14 protein-coding genes and 1 tRNA gene are annotated in these 17,452 nt (G+C 47.7%); 6 read left to right on the top strand and 9 right to left on the bottom strand.

Translation table 11 applies throughout. The features are described from left to right. Nucleotides 1–15: 15 nt before the first annotated feature. The 5 genes from MRJ96_10600 to MRJ96_10580 form a co-directional block, all read right to left on the bottom strand. On the bottom strand, nt 16–1,038 hold the full coding sequence (locus MRJ96_10600) for a TIGR03013 family PEP-CTERM/XrtA system glycosyltransferase (protein ID MDR4501887.1): 1,023 nt from the start codon (nt 1,036–1,038) through the stop codon (nt 16–18). 32 nt (nt 1,039–1,070) lie between these two features. Continuing rightward, on the bottom strand, nt 1,071–3,446 hold the full coding sequence (locus MRJ96_10595) for a Wzz/FepE/Etk N-terminal domain-containing protein (GenBank protein MDR4501886.1): 2,376 nt from the start codon (nt 3,444–3,446) through the stop codon (nt 1,071–1,073). Between the two features lie 129 nt (nt 3,447–3,575). Beyond that, complete coding sequence (locus tag MRJ96_10590; protein ID MDR4501885.1) at nt 3,576–4,184, bottom strand: polysaccharide export protein; 609 nt, start codon at nt 4,182–4,184, stop codon at nt 3,576–3,578. A gap of 29 nt (nt 4,185–4,213) precedes the next feature. After that, on the bottom strand, nt 4,214–4,855 hold the full coding sequence (locus MRJ96_10585; protein MDR4501884.1) for a polysaccharide biosynthesis/export family protein: 642 nt from the start codon (nt 4,853–4,855) through the stop codon (nt 4,214–4,216). 780 nt (nt 4,856–5,635) lie between these two features. Beyond that, nucleotides 5,636–5,712 (bottom strand) — tRNA-Arg (locus tag MRJ96_10580). 431 nt (nt 5,713–6,143) lie between these two features. On the opposite strand from MRJ96_10580, the gene MRJ96_10575 reads away from it, so the two are divergent. Next, the gene (locus tag MRJ96_10575) at nt 6,144–7,166 is read left to right on the top strand and encodes a PA0069 family radical SAM protein (GenBank protein MDR4501883.1); all 1,023 of its coding nucleotides are present in this window, start codon (nt 6,144–6,146) and stop codon (nt 7,164–7,166) included. An 87-nt stretch (nt 7,167–7,253) separates the two neighbouring features. Next, complete coding sequence (locus MRJ96_10570; GenBank protein ID MDR4501882.1) at nt 7,254–8,513, top strand: tetratricopeptide repeat protein; 1,260 nt, start codon at nt 7,254–7,256, stop codon at nt 8,511–8,513. 878 nt (nt 8,514–9,391) lie between these two features. Here MRJ96_10570 and MRJ96_10565 read toward each other — a convergent pair. Then, nucleotides 9,392–9,571 (bottom strand): hypothetical protein, encoded by a 180-nt coding sequence (locus MRJ96_10565; protein MDR4501881.1) that lies wholly within the window; start codon nt 9,569–9,571, stop codon nt 9,392–9,394. Between the two features lie 863 nt (nt 9,572–10,434). On the opposite strand from MRJ96_10565, the gene MRJ96_10560 reads away from it, so the two are divergent. From MRJ96_10560 to MRJ96_10550, 3 genes are all read left to right on the top strand, one after another. Further along, nucleotides 10,435–11,961, top strand: coding sequence for a YifB family Mg chelatase-like AAA ATPase (locus tag MRJ96_10560; protein ID MDR4501880.1), 1,527 nt, complete (start codon nt 10,435–10,437; stop codon nt 11,959–11,961). Between the two features lie 10 nt (nt 11,962–11,971). Continuing rightward, nucleotides 11,972–12,187 carry a hypothetical protein gene (locus MRJ96_10555; GenBank protein MDR4501879.1) on the top strand — a complete coding sequence of 72 codons (216 nt, stop codon included), beginning with the start codon at nt 11,972–11,974 and terminating at the stop codon, nt 12,185–12,187. A gap of 131 nt (nt 12,188–12,318) precedes the next feature. Then, nucleotides 12,319–12,747: a hypothetical protein gene (locus tag MRJ96_10550; GenBank protein MDR4501878.1), complete on the top strand. Its 429-nt coding sequence runs from the start codon at nt 12,319–12,321 to the stop codon at nt 12,745–12,747. Nucleotides 12,748–13,438: 691 nt separating this feature from the next. Here the strand turns inward: MRJ96_10550 and ltaE are convergent. Then, nucleotides 13,439–14,479: a low-specificity L-threonine aldolase gene (gene ltaE, locus MRJ96_10545; protein MDR4501877.1), complete on the bottom strand. Its 1,041-nt coding sequence runs from the start codon at nt 14,477–14,479 to the stop codon at nt 13,439–13,441. A gap of 139 nt (nt 14,480–14,618) precedes the next feature. On the opposite strand from ltaE, the gene MRJ96_10540 reads away from it, so the two are divergent. Further along, complete coding sequence (locus MRJ96_10540) at nt 14,619–15,476, top strand: SDR family oxidoreductase (GenBank protein ID MDR4501876.1); 858 nt, start codon at nt 14,619–14,621, stop codon at nt 15,474–15,476. Here MRJ96_10540 and MRJ96_10535 read toward each other — a convergent pair. Both MRJ96_10535 and purD read right to left on the bottom strand, forming a co-directional pair. Continuing rightward, nucleotides 15,458–16,114, bottom strand: a complete 657-nt coding sequence (locus MRJ96_10535) for a threonylcarbamoyl-AMP synthase (GenBank protein MDR4501875.1) — start codon at nt 16,112–16,114, stop codon at nt 15,458–15,460. The genes MRJ96_10540 and MRJ96_10535 overlap by 19 nt on opposite strands. Nucleotides 16,115–16,141: 27 nt before the next feature. Continuing rightward, a complete protein-coding gene (gene purD / locus MRJ96_10530) occupies nt 16,142–17,416 on the bottom strand; it encodes a phosphoribosylamine--glycine ligase (GenBank protein MDR4501874.1) in 1,275 nt (424 codons plus the stop codon). Between the last annotated feature and the right edge of the window lie 36 nt (nt 17,417–17,452).

Below are 17,452 nucleotides of genomic sequence, written 5' to 3'. Positions count from 1 at the left end.
TCCACACCACGATCATTATCGGGCCCCCGTCCCTAGCAACACGACGTGAAAGGTCCGCAGTAATATTCGAACATCCAACCAAAGCGAGAGGTTTTTGACATAATAAAGATCATATTGCAGTTTCATATGTGAATCTTCTAACGAAGCTGCATATTGAAAACATGTTTGAGCCCATCCCGTGATACCCGGTCGTACCGTGTGACGAAGATCATAAAATGGGATAAATGTCCGGAGTTCTTGGACAAAATGCGGACGTTCAGGTCTCGGACCAACAAGACTCATCTCTCCTTTTAAGACATTCAAAAATTGCGGGAGCTCATCAAGGCGTAATCGGCGTAACCAGTACCCCACTCGAGTGACGCGATCATCAGACACTGACGCCCACCTGACACCTTGTGCCTCAGCATTTTGTCTCATTGATCGAAACTTACGGAGAATATATGGATAACCATGTAGTCCAATTCGAGTCTGTCGATAGAAAACAGGTCCTGGTGAATCGAGTTTAATCAGTATGGCAATAATCAACAACAAGGGCGCGAGGAGCAAAAGCCCCAAGAAGGCACCAATGATGTCGACGAGCCGTTTCAGTACCATGACCACGGGCTTACGGCGAAATCCTTGAGAAAAAATCAAAAAACTAGGCTTCAGTTCGTCGATGGACAACCGTCCACATTCAGCCTCATACATGCGGTGACCATCGACAACCTCAACTCCTAACGATTTTATGTCCAGGAGAGCGTCCAGAGGCATTGTCCCTCGACGATCTTCAAAGCAGACCGCGACAGTTTGAACGCGGTAATTCTCAGTCAGTTCAAAAAGCTGGTCGATGGTTCCTATAATTGAAGGAGCCAAGGCCTGATGACTCACCAACCCCACGTCTTTCGATAAGAACCCAACGACATCAAATCGATTCCGCCCATTGGTCACTAATACTCGTGCTAGATTATTCGCTAACCCTCCATCTCCAAGAATTAACACACGTTTTCGCAATCCGAATATTTCTAAGAGCCGCTCGATGAACCCAACGTGCCCAGGCATAACATGTTGCAGATCATCTAATTGAGATTGAATCATCTACTTTTTTCGCCAATAGCATACGGAACTTCATATCCTTGGCGGACATAGTAGGGCATTCCTTGTGACCATGCATCTGTCAAAATTAGTCGAGATTGTGCCTTTGTCTTTAACATATCAGTCGCCTTGAGCACCACATCCTTGGGAGTGCTTCCGGAACGAACGACAAACAGTAAAATCTCTGCTAGTCCAGTCAGAGCATTAATATCTGCCAAGGGAAGAATCGGAGGGGCATCCAATAAAATGTAACGGAAACGAGATTTGATTGCTTCAATCACCGATGCCAATTGAGGAAATTTAGATAAAGGGACGGGGTTTTCCCTGATGTCCCCTACGGTTAACACCCAAAGTGGGCCATCTGAAACTTGATGCATACAGGCTTCCAATGGCTCCTCACCCTGAAAATACTCTGCTAGCCCTGGCTCCCCAGGAATGGACATTAAGTCGTGCATAGCCGGACGTTTGAAATCACAATCAATGACTAATGTCGGCTCATTTAAATCATTGGCCAAAGTATAAGCCAGATTGGCAACCGTTGATGTTTTCCCTTCTCCCTTCATGGAACTCGTGACGAGCACGACGGTACTTTCCTGATTGGAGCGCATAAGATTGAGCCTCGTGGCTGCCACGCGAAACTGTTCGGCCACGATCGAACCAGGCCTCCATCGTGCCACAAGCCCTAGCTCCTGAGGAAACCCATTTCTTGAATGATTCTCGGACTTTCCATTGGTTGGACTCTCAGAAAAACTGGTAGGCAGATAACTCTGGGGTATACGCCCACCTGCGGGCCTTCTACTTCCCATGCCCGCAGCCTCGTGAGCAAGACTCTTGAATGATTTTCCATACGCAATTTGAAAACTCGGGATGGTGGCAAGAATCGGAAGCCCGATCGAAATCTCTGCATCCTCCGATCGACGAAAGGTCGGCTTCCATTGCTCAAGAAGAAATGCCAGACCGTACCCAACCCCACACCCAAGAAACAACCCAGCGAGGACGATCAGAAACCGAGGAGGGCCTTCTGGAATCGTTGGTAGATTTGCAGGATCAAGTATTCGAAACCGCTCGGCTTTCTGCCGTTTTTCCAAATTTTCTGAGATTCGGGAACTGAGCTGCTTTTCATGCAATCGTTGGTAATTCTTCTGCATGTTGCGGTAGTCACGTTCCAAAACCAATAGTTCTTGTTCGTGCTCAGGAGTCGCATCAATATTCCTTTGATATTGAACCATCTCCACATCAATTCTTTGATTTCGATCTTTCAGCTTTTTGATCTGAGCTTTTAATTCAGCCTGGGTATTAATTAAATCTTGAAGGTACGGGTCAAAACTTGGCGCAGAGTCGCTTTGGACATCCATGAGAAGCTCTTCCGAATCAAACTCCTCAGGGCTTTCTGCCGGAGATTCCGCTGCGGCCATTTCTGCTTCAAGTCTCTTAATATGGTTTCTCAGAGAAATGACATCAGGATAGGATTCCGTATATTCAACCAACATGGTTTTCAATTTTTCTTTCAACTCCAACAACTGCTGAGCCAGTGGATTCGTCGGAGTCACCTGTCCAGTTACAGAATCAAACCCCTGTAATTCCCCGAGTGTCCCAGCCATTGACTCATAATCTCTCGCTGACTTTTGAACCACTTCAATTCTCGCGCTCAGACTGTTTAACGAATCCTGAATAGAAACTTTTTCTCGTTGAAGGCGATCTAAGGCACGTAAATTCGTACTTAATTGCGCCGGTAACTTTCCATAATGTTTTAACTTATACTCACTTAATGTCTTTTCCTTTTCATCGAGCTCTTTCTTGGCAATTTCAAGCTCTTGGCTCAGAAACTCTGATGCTCCTTCGACTAACTGTTCACGCATTTTCAAATTTTCATCGATATATTGGGACGCAATTTTCGCCGTGACTTTCATGGCAATCATCGGATCTTCATGAGAAAACGAAATCGTAAATGATTCAAGCTCGTCTCGTTTTCCCTTTGTCTCCAGCATGACATGCATTCTCATCATCTCGATAACGGCGTCATACCCTTCTAATTTAATTTCCTCAGGGTATAAGTCCAACTCTTCAATCACTTTTTGCAGGCTGGTTCGACTCAGTACTTGCTGTGTAATCGTCGATACCCGCCCAGCCACTCCACCGACCATAGGTCGAACAATTTCTCCAGGGATTTTTTGGTGTTCAACCAAAATAGTTGTACTAGAGCGATAAATAAGCGGCTTATACCAGGCATAGGCTCCAGATGCGGCTACACAAACCACGATAATACTCAAAATCAGCCATTTACGACGAACAGCAATATCTAACAGGTCTTGGATAAACGCCTGTATTAAAAGATTATTATCAACGTTTGCATTTTTGATGTTTCCAGATTCCATGAGCTTTATGAGACGAACCGCCTCCCTAAATTAAAGTTTTTACCCTCACGTTGATATTTGAAAAGCGTCACTTTATGGCTTCTTTACCGCAGCTTGGGTTTAGCAAATACCGGCCAGCACCATACAGGACTAAGGAACGACAATCGTATCCCCGGATTGCAACGTTACGTTGTACGCGGCTCCATCATCTGAGATGAGGTCATCATACCGAACGGGAATACGCAATTCCTTGACCTTCCCATCACCATTAATCACATTCCTGATGATTCGCATGTCATTCGTGGACGCAAATTGCGTGAAACCGCCAGCCAAAGACACCGCTTGCAGAATAGTCGTATAAGATTTCATTTGAAGCTTGCCTGGACTATTGACCTCTCCAACAACAAACACGTAGTAACTATTCACTTCAATAACATTCACGGAAACTGCTGGATTTTCTTTAAACGCCTTATAACGCTCTTCGATTTCTTCCGCTAATTGATCAGCTGTGAGACCTGAAGCGGGCACATCTCCGATCAATGGTAATGAGACTTTGCCATCCGGGCGAATCACAACTTGCTTGGAAAGGTCTTGGTTCTTCCAGACGACAACTTCAATGACGTCTTCTGGCCCCAGCAGAAAGCCCTCTTCAGGAGGCCCAGGTGGAACAATGACATCGGGGCGAGGACAACCACTCACAAGACCGGATAAAAGAATCACGAATATGACAAAGAAGATCTTTTTACATACAGAGGTCATGTATTTCACCGCCTATTCAGAGTATGAGGTCATGGCAACAAGACCATCGTCTCAGATGGCACAACGATTGTGTCTCCAGGCTTAATAACAACATTTTCTGCACCGCGTAGAATAATGTCGTCATAGTTGACTGTCAGTTTATTGGAATCATCCCCATTCAATCCGATTCGAAAGATCACGATTCGACTTCTCACCGCATCAGGAGTTAATCCGCCTGCGAGTGTGATGGCTTGAACCAACGTGGTCCGGCTGAGGAGCGGTAACCTCCCACTTTTTCCGATGGCTCCTTGTACGTAATAGTAATAGCTGTTCACAGCTTTTACGACGATAGCGATCGTAGGGCTTTCTTTATACGCACTCAACCGTTGCGTAATTTCGTCCTTGAGTTCTTGTGTCGTACGTCCAACAGCCTTCACGTCTCCGATTAATGGCAATGTAATCCGTCCATCAGGCCTGACGACTACTTCCCGCGAGAGATCCTGATTTCTCCATACGCTGATTTCGAGAACATCCTCTGGCCCAATGATATAATCTTCCGTCACAATCAAAGCAGTCTTTTCGGCTCGGCGTTCAGTCTCCGTCGCATCTTGAGCATAAGCGGAACCCATGGCAAAACAGAATATACAACTGACGCACAGCGAAACAAAGAACCCATTTTTCAAAACTCTCATGTCATCACCTCGTCCCTTTGGTAAATGCACTCTATTTGATCGATTTTCACGAATTTATTAACTTTCCTCTATTAGCTTAATACATCATTTTATCTTCGGAAACGCCCTTGTCACGAAACAGGGCCAACTCCGAATGTTTATCTTTGAGAATTTTCCTTAAGAAATTCTTGCTTACCCGTCTGATGAGAACGGCACAAAACGTGACCGGAGTATAAGTATAATAATTTAATTAACAGTAACTATCATCATTTAAAATGGATAAAATCATACAATATTATTAGACAAAGAGATACTCTGCAAGCATATACGCTCGGTCCCCCCAAAGACCCAGCAGACCGTTAAACCATTGATCAAGAACCTGTTTCTGTACAGAACCTGTAAACTTCCAGCTTGAAGCAAATTACAGGAAAAGCTTAATGCAAGTCAGGTACCAAGTATTCCTCTCAACCTTTATGATTTGCCAATCTCATGTAATGGGCTATGATAATCTCCAACCAGCAAAACTCCTCCGCCTAATCGACCTGAAGCAACCCTCAGTCATTCCTTCGGTTAAACAGTACGAGATTCTTTAGTGAAACGGTTTCGGATTGATCGTGAAAAATCCTGACACACACGAATGTACGGGCCAATCGGGTATGCTCATGAGTTTCTACTAACGAGCGTGTAGAAGACAAAAAGTTTGAAAGTGCCCAAAATGACCTGAAGCTTTCTAAGCTAATCAAGCTCAACCACGATCATTCAAAGACTGTCGGCAAAGTTTGCAAGAATATAATCTTGTAATGGTGCCCCCGAGACGACTTGAACGTCCGACCTCCGGTTTAGGAAACCGCTGCTCTATCCACCTGAGCTACGGGGGCTATGGGACATGCCTGCATTGAGGGACTAACAATTATCAATTAGTCTACAAAATTCCTTCAAAACTCACAAGAATCGATAGAATTGACAATCGGTTCCTAAGGGTTACATCAACACGGCACAAGACACAAAATTTAGGCAACGAAGACCATATGCCTCAGTATTTTAGCGCATGAAAAGATGCTGACAGAACCTTTCATGCCCCCCTCTTCGCGCCATTAAGTGTTTTTCAACAACAACCTGTGCTGTTCTGAACACAAGAACTGCTGCCTATTTTTTAAGCAAAGCAAGCCGTTCTTATTTACGAATTAGGTAAAAACGGATTTAATAGGAACAAGACTTTCAATGAACCGCTATCTTCGTGACAGCCGAAGAATGCACGTGCATAATGGGGTAAAAAATAGATCGAACACCTTATACCTTATTTTATGCGATGAGAACAGTATCTAATCCAGCCAATCGTTTTTTGTCCGAACAATACGAAGCCGATGACGAACTCTCGCGCGCGACAATCAGAGTTCATGAAGAACGAGCCAAAACCATTCTGAGTGAAAATTCCAGTCCTGATTTACCATTTCGATGGAGTTTGAACCCCTACCGTGGATGTTTTCATGCATGCGCCTACTGCTATGCCAGACCGACTCATGAATATTGGGGGTACGGTGCAGGGACTGATTTCGAATCTCAACTCATCGTCAAGGTCAATGCACCAGAACTCCTGAGAAATACTTTTGAAAAACCATCATGGACGGGAGATCTTGTTGTCTTTTCCGGCAACACGGACTGCTATCAACCGTTGGAAGCTTCATGGGAACTGACTCGGACCTGTTTAAAGATTTGCCGTGACTACAAAAATCCCGTCGGCATCATTACCAAATCTTCTCTCATCAAACGGGACGTAGAACTGCTACAACAACTCAGGGATGTCGCTTGGATTCGAGTATATTTAAGTATTCCATTCGCAACAGATGAAATCGCGAGAAAGGTTGAACCTCAAGCGCCATCCATTACCAAACGATTTGAGGCTCTTGCATACCTGTCTCAAAACGGCATTCCCACGGCTGTTTCGCTAGCCCCGATCATTCCCGGGCTCAATGAGCAGGATATTCCTCAAATTCTTCGCCGTGCAAGAGACTCAGGCGCAGAGGCTGCAACCTATAGCCTTCTTCGCCTGAATGATACGGTCGAACCAGTGTTTTTTGAACGCATGTCCCGACAGTTTCCTGAAAGAATTCGAAAAATCAACAATCGTCTTCGAGAGACGCGAAACCATCAAGTTTCTGAAAAACGGTATTTTGCCCGCCACAAGGGAGACGGCCCAACCTGGCAGATGATCGAACATTTATTTCAGCTGAGCTATCGCACAATGGGATATCACCTCCAACCTGATTCGCCTGTCCTAAAGACATTTCAACGGCCATCACCCCGGCAAATCAATCTCTTTCCTGACGAATAAAGCGCATATTTCCTGGAAAAGAACTGACAAGGGTAAAATCAATGCAGTAGAATCTTTTCCCAGAAAATCCTTACCTCAATTTCTAGAATGAAAGACGTTACCACCATGCTGAACATGCGGCATTTTCCCATTCTATATTTCAATAAGCTGACGCCTCTTGGGACAACCTTGGCCATGCTTCTCCTTCTGTTTTGTCAAGGATGCACTGATGAAAAAACGGCGTGGGACCAGCATATCGAAGACGGAGATCGTTATCTCCAACAAAGAAATTTTCCAGAAGCCGAAAAAAAATATCTTGAAGCGCTGGAGGAAGTGAAACGCCAGGGCGATGACAAAGATGCCCGTTTGGCGAAGAGCTTGAATAAACTCGCCATCGTGCATGATGTTCAGGGGGAGTATGCTGAAGCTCAGCCATTCCTCGAACAGGCCGTTGAAGTCTATAAATCCGGGGGAGCAGCTGAGCAGGTCGAACTCGCATCAAGCCTGAGTAATTTAGGGGCAGTCCATTATGCCCAGAACCACTACGATGTAGCGCGGCCATTGTTTGAGGACGCGATCAAAATGCGAGAAAATGCTCTGGGGAAGGAGCACAAGGATCTCGTCAATGACCTAAAAAACCTGGCAGGCCTCCATGCCCGACTAGAAGAATATGACCGAGCCGAACCATACCTCAAACGGGCATTGGCCATCATGACGAAAACGTCGGGCCCAGACAGTACGAATCTCGTGCCACATCTCAATAATCTGGCCCTCTTGTACCAGGCGCAAGAACGATTCGACGAATCAGCCGCTCTGTTACAGCAAGCTATCGCCATCAATGAAAAATTCATGGGGAATGAGAATCCGAAACTCACCGGCAGCCTCAACAACCTTGCCCTGCTATACCATAAACAAAAGAACTATCAAGAGGCTGAAGCCTTGCTCCGACGCATTCATGATATCTACGAAAAAGCTTTGGGCCCTGATAGCCCACAAGTGGCCGCGAGCTTAAGTCAACTCGCCTCCCTGTACCACACGCAAGGCCAGTATCAAAAAGCGCAAACGCTTCTCGAACAAGCAAGAGCAGGACTTGAAAAGAAATTAGGCGAAGAAGACCCGAGACTGGCAAGAATCTTGAACAATCTCGCACTTGTCTATGCCAGCCAAAATCAAGCACAGAAGGCAGAAGACTTATTCAAGCACACGATCAAAATTATCGAAAACACGAAGGGGAAGGACCACCCGCTCCTTGAGCGAACGCTCAGAAATTATGCCAGCCATCTAAAAAATAACAAACGAGCAAAGGAAGCCGAAATAATGGAATCACGCGCAAATATCATCAGAGAACAACACCAAAAGACTTCCTGACAACCACCGTTCCCCGGTCTCCAGAAAAAATCCTTCCGTTTTTCCGCGCTGGCAAAACTTCCCCTGTCCTGAAACGCTTCTAGCAATGCGCACGTCTATGCCTGAGAAAAAGACCATCGCCAAAGAGAACGTTGGCGCGGCGGGAATCAATGCTTCCTTAATGAGAGCGACTCATGACATCAAACACCTTGCCTAAGAGACAGTCGCTTTATGGAGTCGAAATATCCGTTTTATTTTCTTAACGACGACCTTTACGGAGACAACACCCAATTCAATCGCACGAGAAATTCCTGAGATTCAAACCGGGCTATGTCTACGGTAGTAGTAAGTCTGATACTCGGCACCATGAATCGCCTGTGTCAAACCACTCAATGATCGGTCGATATTATCGGCCATGATTTTTACTTCAGTGTCTGAATCAATTTGACCATCAAAAAATTGGAGAATCTTACTTTCAAAAAGTCGCTGCGCCAAAGCAAGCCCCAGAAACAGCATTCACACACAGCGCTAGTCTTCAGCCAATTGCAACAGACGCATCCAACCTATTTGTTGCGCCCTGATGAGTTCCGTGACATCACAAACCCACTTCAGTTCCTCCCACACATGTTTGCTCCCATGCACACATAAGATGAGCAGGAGCTCCTCGGCCCGGAGACTTCGCACTTGCGTATCATAGATCGACACCAGTTGAAAATTTCGGAAGATAGATTCCCGGTCAAGTTGATAAGGAAAAATCTCCGGCAGCCATCACGGATTGGAGATCGACTCGTACCTGGCCATAGGCTTTCACGAAATGATGGTAGGATTGGGAGAATTGACTGTCATGAAAAGAGGGATACGCAACGTGCAGACTGTCATATCCTTGCATAGTAAAAGCTTTATAGACCTCGAGTACATCCTGTTGCGTTGTTGCGCAAAGATGAGATCCATATCCCGAAAACTCGCAATAACAGATTCTCATACGCCATCACGGCCAGGGTGGGGCCCTTAAAAGGAATGAGCGCCAGCTCACGATTGGCAGCGGTCTTGACGATGTCAGGTAATTTTTGCGTCAGCATATGCGCTCGTGTTGCATTGGCCTAAAAATGCTGACGAAGAAATTGCATCACTGAAATTGCTTCCACTGCCATGTGGTTTCCAGGAAAGATTCTCCATCCAAAGTCAACCAAGCATGCTTTCAAACTTCAAACCAACCCATTGCACTCCACAATGAAATTGAACTGCAAATCCGAATCGTTTCACGAACCAGTAAAGGATGAGAGATCGAGGAAGGCAATTTCCATGTTCATTCGTAGGAAAGCCTGAGCAAGAAGGGTAGAGGAATACAGACCATCAGGACTCGGATGCCGCAGAGCAACACCACGACTTGACTGGTCAGTCAATATTACTTCACCCGCAGCATAGACATTCCCCATCGACCACAGTCAAAGAGGTCATCGTACGGCATGGTCATCGCAGCATGCGCAGTCATATAGTTAAAAATGCAATAATCACCTACACCCCTTAAATCTGCATATTCTTCTAAGGTATTGAATTTTAATTCTTTTTCTGATTGATATATCATTTCCGATTGTAACACATGCAAGAAAAATTCCAATTCCCCCATAAACAGACCAAAAACATCCACATCAACCAACAACCCATAGCAGCACGAAAAAATACACGGAATGGGAAAAACGTCGAAGTGAAAAGTAATGCGATTCCACAGAAGCAATCAGAAGGAGCACTCGCAAATACAAATGATGTTCTTGCTGATGTGAGTTCATGAGTTCTGGGCGATGCGACTCTCAGAGGAAGTCATTTGAAACGACTGTCGGACTTCATTGCTAACGCATTACCGTGCTCCCTATACTCTTTGATGAGAGGGAAACCCTCCACGGGGAACAATACATGAGAGACCCCCTCAGCAAGGATAATAACGGTGTTAGCAAGAGTTTTGAGTGCGGGATTGTGGGGATTAGAAGCTCACATCATTGAAGTCGAAGTCGATATCGGTGGAGGCTTGCCACAGTTTTCGATCGTTGGTCTGCCGGATGTCACGGTTCGTGAGAGCCGAGACCGGGTTCGTGCGGCGCTCAAAAATACGGGATTTCAATTTCCTCCTAAAAAAATCACCGTGAATCTAGCTCCCGCCGGCCTTAAAAAAGAAGGTTCCGGATTGGAACTAGGTATCGCGATTGCCATGCTCGTCGCCGAAGGCATCCTTACTCAAGAAACTGTCGAGCCATTCGTCTTTGTCGGAGAACTTTCGCTCAACGGCCAAATTAAACCAATCAATGGGGCACTTTCCATTGGTATGGCCTGCCGGAAGACTCATCCGTTAATTCTCCCCAAAACCAACGCATGCGAAGCTGCTGTCATCGATGATGTCACCGTCTATGGGGTCGAAACCCTTCCACAGGTTGTGGAGTTCTTACATGCGTCAGTAACCTTGCTACCAACGACCACAGCGCCACCGGTCTCAAAATCACAGGATTTGCTACTGGAACATGATTTCGCAGACGTCAAGGGTCAACTCTACGCGAAGCGGGCATTAGAAGTCGCCGCAGCCGGAAGTCACAATGTCTTAATGGTGGGTCCGCCTGGCTCCGGAAAAACGATGCTGGCTCAACGATTACCCGGCATCTTGGCCCCAATGCAATCGCAAGAACGTCTTGAGGCAAGCCAAGTTCACAGTGTGGCCGGAACCATACCTTCTGACCAGCCGCTTATTTCGACTCGACCTTTCCGAGCCCCACACCACAATATTTCTGACGCAGGACTTATAGGAGGAGGGTCCATTCCCCGACCCGGGGAGGTCTCCCTCGCCCATCATGGTGTATTATTCTTAGATGAAGTGCTAGAGTTTAAACGCTCAGTATTGGATGGACTGCGGCAACCTTTGGAAAATGGAACCGTTACCCTCACCCGTGTAAATGCGACACTCACCTACCCCGCTCACATCATGCTCGTCGCCGCCATGAATCCTTGTCCCTGTGGATATTTAGGAGACCGCAGACACGAATGCCAATGCACGCCGGCCCAAATCCGTCGCTATCGCTCGCGACTGTCCGGCCCATTACGGGATCGTCTTGACATTCATTTGGATATCCCGGCCGTACCAATCAGTGATCTCTCCATGCGTGACGCCGGCGAGTCCTCATCACAAATTCGGCTACGCGTGACCGCTGCACGGGAACGTCAAACAATTCGGTATCAACGTGAACAGATCTACAGTAATGCCCAGCTCCACCCCCGTCACCTTTCCAAATACTGCAAGATTGATCCGACAGGGCAGAACCTGTTAGAACGAGCTGTCTCAGGGTTGGGGCTGTCTGCGCGGGCGTTCGGACGAATACTACGAGTAGCCCGTACCGTCGCCGATTTGGCCGATTGTGAGATAATTGCACCCCAGCATGTCGCTGAGGCGATTCAATATCGGACCTTTGACCGTCCCATCCCCATGTAGACGGCCGAACATGCAATCTTTTAAAATTTTTCGATGGTGGTTTCTCGTAGGCTCCATGATGGCTTTAGCCGTCATTATGATCCAAGGCGGCATGCGTGACCTGATGGTAACCCAAGAACCCATTTGGGACGCGAAACTCGTGGAACTCGTTCCTCCTGTCGTTGGAGGAGGATTGCTAGGAGGATGTATTGCCCTCATCTTGAACCGAATAAAAAAGAGAGAATAATTCGGCCTATCAATATCATCTGCTTGACGTCAGCTGGCATTCTTCGGCTAGAGTCGTTCCAAAGACAACTCAGGTAATTGCTTACATAGACAGGCCATCCTTGATCAAATGAAGAAAGGAGAGGAGAGAATATGGACGTGAAAGTTGGCCCCCACTGGTACCGTAATTCCGATGGCACGATAGAAATTGAAGGTTTGCCTCAAATTGAACTGATCTCTCAAAACGCCAAAGCACCGATCCGCGTGAATTTTGCCATTTTTGATGGCATAGGAAAACTCCATGCGAAGGTTGAACGAAGCTCGTTAGTGATCAATGAACAGGGAGCTTACGAACTTATTAAAAGCGAAGGCCGGTTTCTGCTTAGAAAGACTGAAACAGGAAAGGCCGTTCTGGATCTACATATGAAGGACAGCAATCACGTGGAGATACCTGAAGGAGAGTTTTATACGCTGAAAGGACATCTCTTGACGATTACACCAAAAGAATGGTCTGTTGAAAAATCAAAGGGGAAAGAAGGTGAGACAGATATGAATGGGAAGGCCGTGGCTTTGGCGTCTTAGGTAATAGCAACCGTTTCGTTACTCATTTTCCGCACACTGCATCCATGTCTGAAGTTTTTCGCATATCAGTCAAGCATGACATTGGACATGGAACTGTCTAGACTAAATTTCTGTTGCTGGAGCATGACACGTGCCATCACAGATGGTGCAGGTTCGACAAGGCACCCCATCTCCGACCTGTGCTGGCCCTAAGGCACAACTCGGATCAAGAGCGACAACATCATTTCCTTGAAACGTCCAAAGCCGGCCACATTCCCGACAGCAATGCCAGCTTGTATAACCAGGCCAATCACGATCACGAACAGCCATACTTTCCTATCTCGCCGATTCGTTGGCCTTACAGTTTATCTCGCTGCATCTTCCATTTATAACATGGAGCCATTAACGCCTTACACATCATTTTCCCCACCCATCACAACTTGAATGTCAGCTGGCAAGCGTTCAAGCCATTCATCAAACGGGACATCAGCATCGACCACGATTTCCAATTTGCCGTTCTTCAGTTTTTTTAACAGTTCCAGGACTTTCTGGCGAAAGAGGTATTTCCACCCATTCGCGAGAAATTTCCAGACGGTCCGTCAGTTCAAGGATTCGGGTGATCTGTGGGAATGAGACCGCGTTCAAGGGATTGTCACTTTCAGGGAATGATCAACCAACACGGCAAAATTGTAGGAATGGGAGACCTAAGCTGTCAACGGGGCTTCTGAGTATCAAACACCTTGGCGAAAACCTGAGCAGCCTCTTCAATGTCCTCGGCAGATACATCAAGATGTGTGACTACACGAAAGGTTCGATCGCCGACCGCATTCAGCAGAACTCCGCCTTGACGGCACTGTTCGAGCAATTGTTCAGTCGACCGTGAATCGTCATTCACAGAAAAAAGAATCATATTCGTTTCGACATGTGTTGGATCACACGTGACAGTAGAAAGAGAGGCCAACCGTTCCGCTAATCGTTGGGCATTCTGATGATCTTCGCTAAGCCGTGTTATATGATGTTGAAGCGCGAAAATTCCAGCAGCAGCCAAGACGCCGGTCTGCCTCATTCCTCCACCGAATATCTTCCGCAACCGACGAAGTTGAGCAATGCGTTCCCGATCCGACACGATTACTGACCCGACGGGCGCCCCCAGGGCCTTTGAAAGGCAAAATGATACCGTGTCGAATAAACGTGCATACTCTTCCGCTGGAACGCCAGTCGCCGTCACAGCGTTAAAGATCCGGGCTCCGTCTAGATGAAACGCCAGTTGATGCGATCGCGCCACTGCCGCCAACGCCTGAATCGTCGCTAAGGGATAGACCGTCCCCCCTCCACAATTATGCGTTTGCTCCAGGCATAACAATGTCGTTGGCGGATTATGTACATCCCGTTGTCGAATGCTCTTTTCAACATGTGCGGGGGCTAACAGTCCCCTCTCACCAGGCACGCATGCCAACTGCACGCCCGCAAGCGATGAGGCCGCCCCCCCTTCATACCGGATAATATGAGAAGTGCTTTCCACAATCACCTCGTCTCCAGGCCGGGTATGCAATCGTATACAGAGTTGATTCCCCATGACTCCCGATGGGACGAACAGCCCTGCATCTTTACCAAGGAGCTCGGCGGCCATCTGTTCAAGCCGATTGACCGTGGGATCTTCACCATAGACATCATCTCCCACTTCTGCCGACGCCATCGCCTCTCGCATCGCCTTTGTGGGTTTCGTCACAGTATCACTTCGTAAATCAATCATGGGAAATCCTCAATAACTTGATAACGCAGGAGTTTGACGTATTCAATAGAACGAGTAAACTGTCAATGCAACCTACGATTAGCACCAGAATGACAGATCGTCTTCTTCATTCTATCAACTTGACCTCACGCTTCTCATCATGAACCATCGTCTTTTAGTAACCGGAGGAACAGGATATCTCGGGTCTCACCTGATCAAAAATTCTCAGACATGGACGACACATGCTACGTATTTTCAATCTACTCCTCGAAGGACGGACTCTACGACATTTCATCAATGCGATTTAACGAACGGGGAACAGACTACTCAGCTGATTACATCAATCAAGCCTACTCTCATTATACACACCGCTTGTTCGAATAAAAGCGCACAAGAAATTTCCGCCATCGTACCCGCAGCTTCCCATCTCGCCCGTCTCGCACGCGAAACGGGAAGCAAATTCATTCACCTCTCGACCGATCTCGTGTTCGATGGTACGTCAGCTCCGTACTATGAGGAAGATATCCCGTGTCCCCTCCATCCATATGGCGAAGCTAAGTCAGCAGCTGAACAGATTATCTCCACGGTATGCCCTGATTCCATCATCATTCGAGCATCGCTTATGTACGGCATCGACCCATATGATCATCAAACACGCTGGCTCATGCAGGGACTAGAAAGCGGAAATCCCATTCATCTGTTTACTGATGAAATTCGTTCTCCCATATGGGTGGAGAATCTCGCTAAGGCCATACTCGAACTGTCAGACATCAGCTATAGCGGAATCCTGCACCTTGCCGGTCCAGAAGCCTTCAATCGATGGGATTTCGGAATGGCGATCCTGAAGCTCGTAAAACGACATCCCACATCGAACATTCAACCCTCAACCATCGCAGCATCCGGGATGATCCGTCCTAAGAATCTCGCGTTACGGATCGAGAAGGCGCGTAAACTCCTCAAAACGCCATTTCTGTCGGTCTTAGATGTCATGCGTCAACTTCATGGCGCCAGGTCATGAAGCCTCGCTCCGAACGGAGCAAGAACGTTTTGAATAAGGTCTGACGAAACGGGACCTCGCCTCAGAAGCTGTATCTCGTCAACCACACTGACGATCGTCGAAGGATTTCCCCCAGGGGAAGAACCGGTATCAAGGACCAGATCAATTTCATCTCCAAATTCTTGCACGATGGCCTCCGCCGTGTCCGCGGGAGCCCCGCCAGAACGATTGGCGCTGGTTCCTGTCAAGGGCCCGGTCACATCGAGAAGTGAAAGCAGTTGAGGGCACCCAGGCTGACGAACACCGATCGTTTCCGTCCCTCCAGTCACAATCCCTGAAAGGTCAGCGGCCGCGGGGAGCACCAGTGTCAACGGCCCCGGCCAAAACCGATCCATTAACCGCTCGGCCACTCTGGGAATGGGGCCTGCGATAGATCGAACTTGCCCTTGAGAACTGACCAGCAGGAGAATCGGCTTGGCGTTCCGATCTCCTTTGATCTTCGTGATACGCTCCAAGGCCGGGATACAACGTACACTCGCGGCCAAGGCATAGGAGCTTTCCGTCGCGACGGCGATGACACCACCACGTTCGATACAATCCGTCACCGAATGGAAAATGTCCGGAGTCAGGTCTTGAGAGATACGAAGGACCGTCGCCACATCATGTCCCTCGGAAATGCACAGGCATTAGGAATCCGGCAGGGCTCGTGTCGCGATATCGCGACGGTAATACTTTCCTTGATAATCAATGGACTCTAGAGCGTGATAGGCTCGATCCCTTGCTGACCGCAAGTTCGATGAACGCGCAGTGACACCCAAAACTCGGCCTCCGCTCGTCACCACTTGGTCATCCTGAAATGTTGTCCCCGCATGAAACACCACTACATCCTCCGCCCCATGACATCCTGACAGGCCCGATATGGGCAACCCTGTCTTGTATGAGCCAGGGTACCCGTCAGAAGTCAGTACAACACAAACAGCGGACTCGCCATACCAGTCAACATTCACTTGATCCAACCGATGCTCCACGACAGCTTCCAGCACATCGACCAAGTCCGTCTTAAGCAATGGGAGGACGACTTGTGTTTCCGGGTCTCCAAAACGCGCGTTGAATTCCAGGACATAGGGCTCACCATTTTTAATCATCAACCCCGCATACAGGACACCGTAATAGGGGCTTCCTACGCGTGAAAGACCTTCAACGACCGGATAGAGAACATCTCGCACGATTCTCTGCCTTAAGGAATCAGTGGCGATGGGCGCGGGGGCATAGGCTCCCATGCCTCCGGTATTGAGACCAGTATCCTGATCACCGATCCGTTTATGGTCTTGTGCTGCAGGCATTGGAACAACCGTTCTTCCGTCTGCAAATGCCATGAGCGTTAATTCTTCCCCTTCGATGAATTCCTCGATCATGACCCGGGAACTTGCCTCACCGAATTGCCCATGTTGAAGCATGTTCGTGACCGCTTCCTTCGCCTCGTCTTGAGTTTCAGCGACTACAACGCCCTTGCCTTGCGCTAATCCATCGGCTTTCACAACGACGGGAACTGGATGACGATGAATATAGTCAATCGCTTGATCAAGCTGATCGAACGTTTTGGCCATGGCCGTGGGAACATGACATCGAAGAAGCAAATCTTTCGCGAACGACTTGCTTGACTCGATGCAGGCCGCATTCCTGGTTGGTCCAAATATTCGCAACTTGGCCTTGCGAAACTCGTCCGCAACGCCTAACGATAACGGGAGTTCCGGGCCCACAACCGTCAAGTCAATCCGCTTCTCTCTCGCAAAAGCCATGAGTCCTGAAAGATCATCGACATTGATCGACACATTCTCAGCGAGTTGCGCCGTTCCAGCATTGCCGGGAGCACAATACAACTTTGAGACACGTGGAGATTGAGAGAGTTTCCAGACGAGCGCATGCTCGCGTCCGCCATTTCCAATCACGAGAATGTTCATACGGGAATTCGAATGAACGAAAAACTGTGTATGTGA

The sequence above is a fragment of the Nitrospirales bacterium genome, assembly GCA_031315865.1.
Classification (GTDB): domain Bacteria; phylum Nitrospirota; class Nitrospiria; order Nitrospirales; family UBA8639; genus JAGQKC01.
This window is presented reverse-complemented; position numbering and strand designations above follow the sequence as displayed.

Bases quoted from the DNA above. Each gene is read 5' to 3' on its own strand.
- MRJ96_10595 (MDR4501886.1), bottom strand. From the start codon at position 3,446: ATGGAATCTGGAAACATCAAAAATGCAAACGTTGATAATAATCTTTTA.
- MRJ96_10550 (MDR4501878.1), top strand. From the start codon at position 12,319: ATGGACGTGAAAGTTGGCCCCCACTGGTACCGTAATTCCGATGGCACG.
- MRJ96_10540 (MDR4501876.1), top strand. From the start codon at position 14,619: ATGAACCATCGTCTTTTAGTAACCGGAGGAACAGGATATCTCGGGTCT.
- MRJ96_10585 (MDR4501884.1), bottom strand. From the start codon at position 4,855: ATGAGAGTTTTGAAAAATGGGTTCTTTGTTTCGCTGTGCGTCAGTTGT.
- MRJ96_10565 (MDR4501881.1), bottom strand. From the start codon at position 9,571: ATGCTGACGCAAAAATTACCTGACATCGTCAAGACCGCTGCCAATCGT.
- MRJ96_10590 (MDR4501885.1), bottom strand. From the start codon at position 4,184: ATGACCTCTGTATGTAAAAAGATCTTCTTTGTCATATTCGTGATTCTT.
- MRJ96_10600 (MDR4501887.1), bottom strand. From the start codon at position 1,038: ATGCCTGGGCACGTTGGGTTCATCGAGCGGCTCTTAGAAATATTCGGA.
- purD (MDR4501874.1), bottom strand. From the start codon at position 17,416: ATGAACATTCTCGTGATTGGAAATGGCGGACGCGAGCATGCGCTCGTC.
- MRJ96_10570 (MDR4501882.1), top strand. From the start codon at position 7,254: ATGAAAGACGTTACCACCATGCTGAACATGCGGCATTTTCCCATTCTA.
- ltaE (MDR4501877.1), bottom strand. From the start codon at position 14,479: ATGATTGATTTACGAAGTGATACTGTGACGAAACCCACAAAGGCGATG.
- MRJ96_10575 (MDR4501883.1), top strand. From the start codon at position 6,144: ATGAGAACAGTATCTAATCCAGCCAATCGTTTTTTGTCCGAACAATAC.
- MRJ96_10555 (MDR4501879.1), top strand. From the start codon at position 11,972: ATGCAATCTTTTAAAATTTTTCGATGGTGGTTTCTCGTAGGCTCCATG.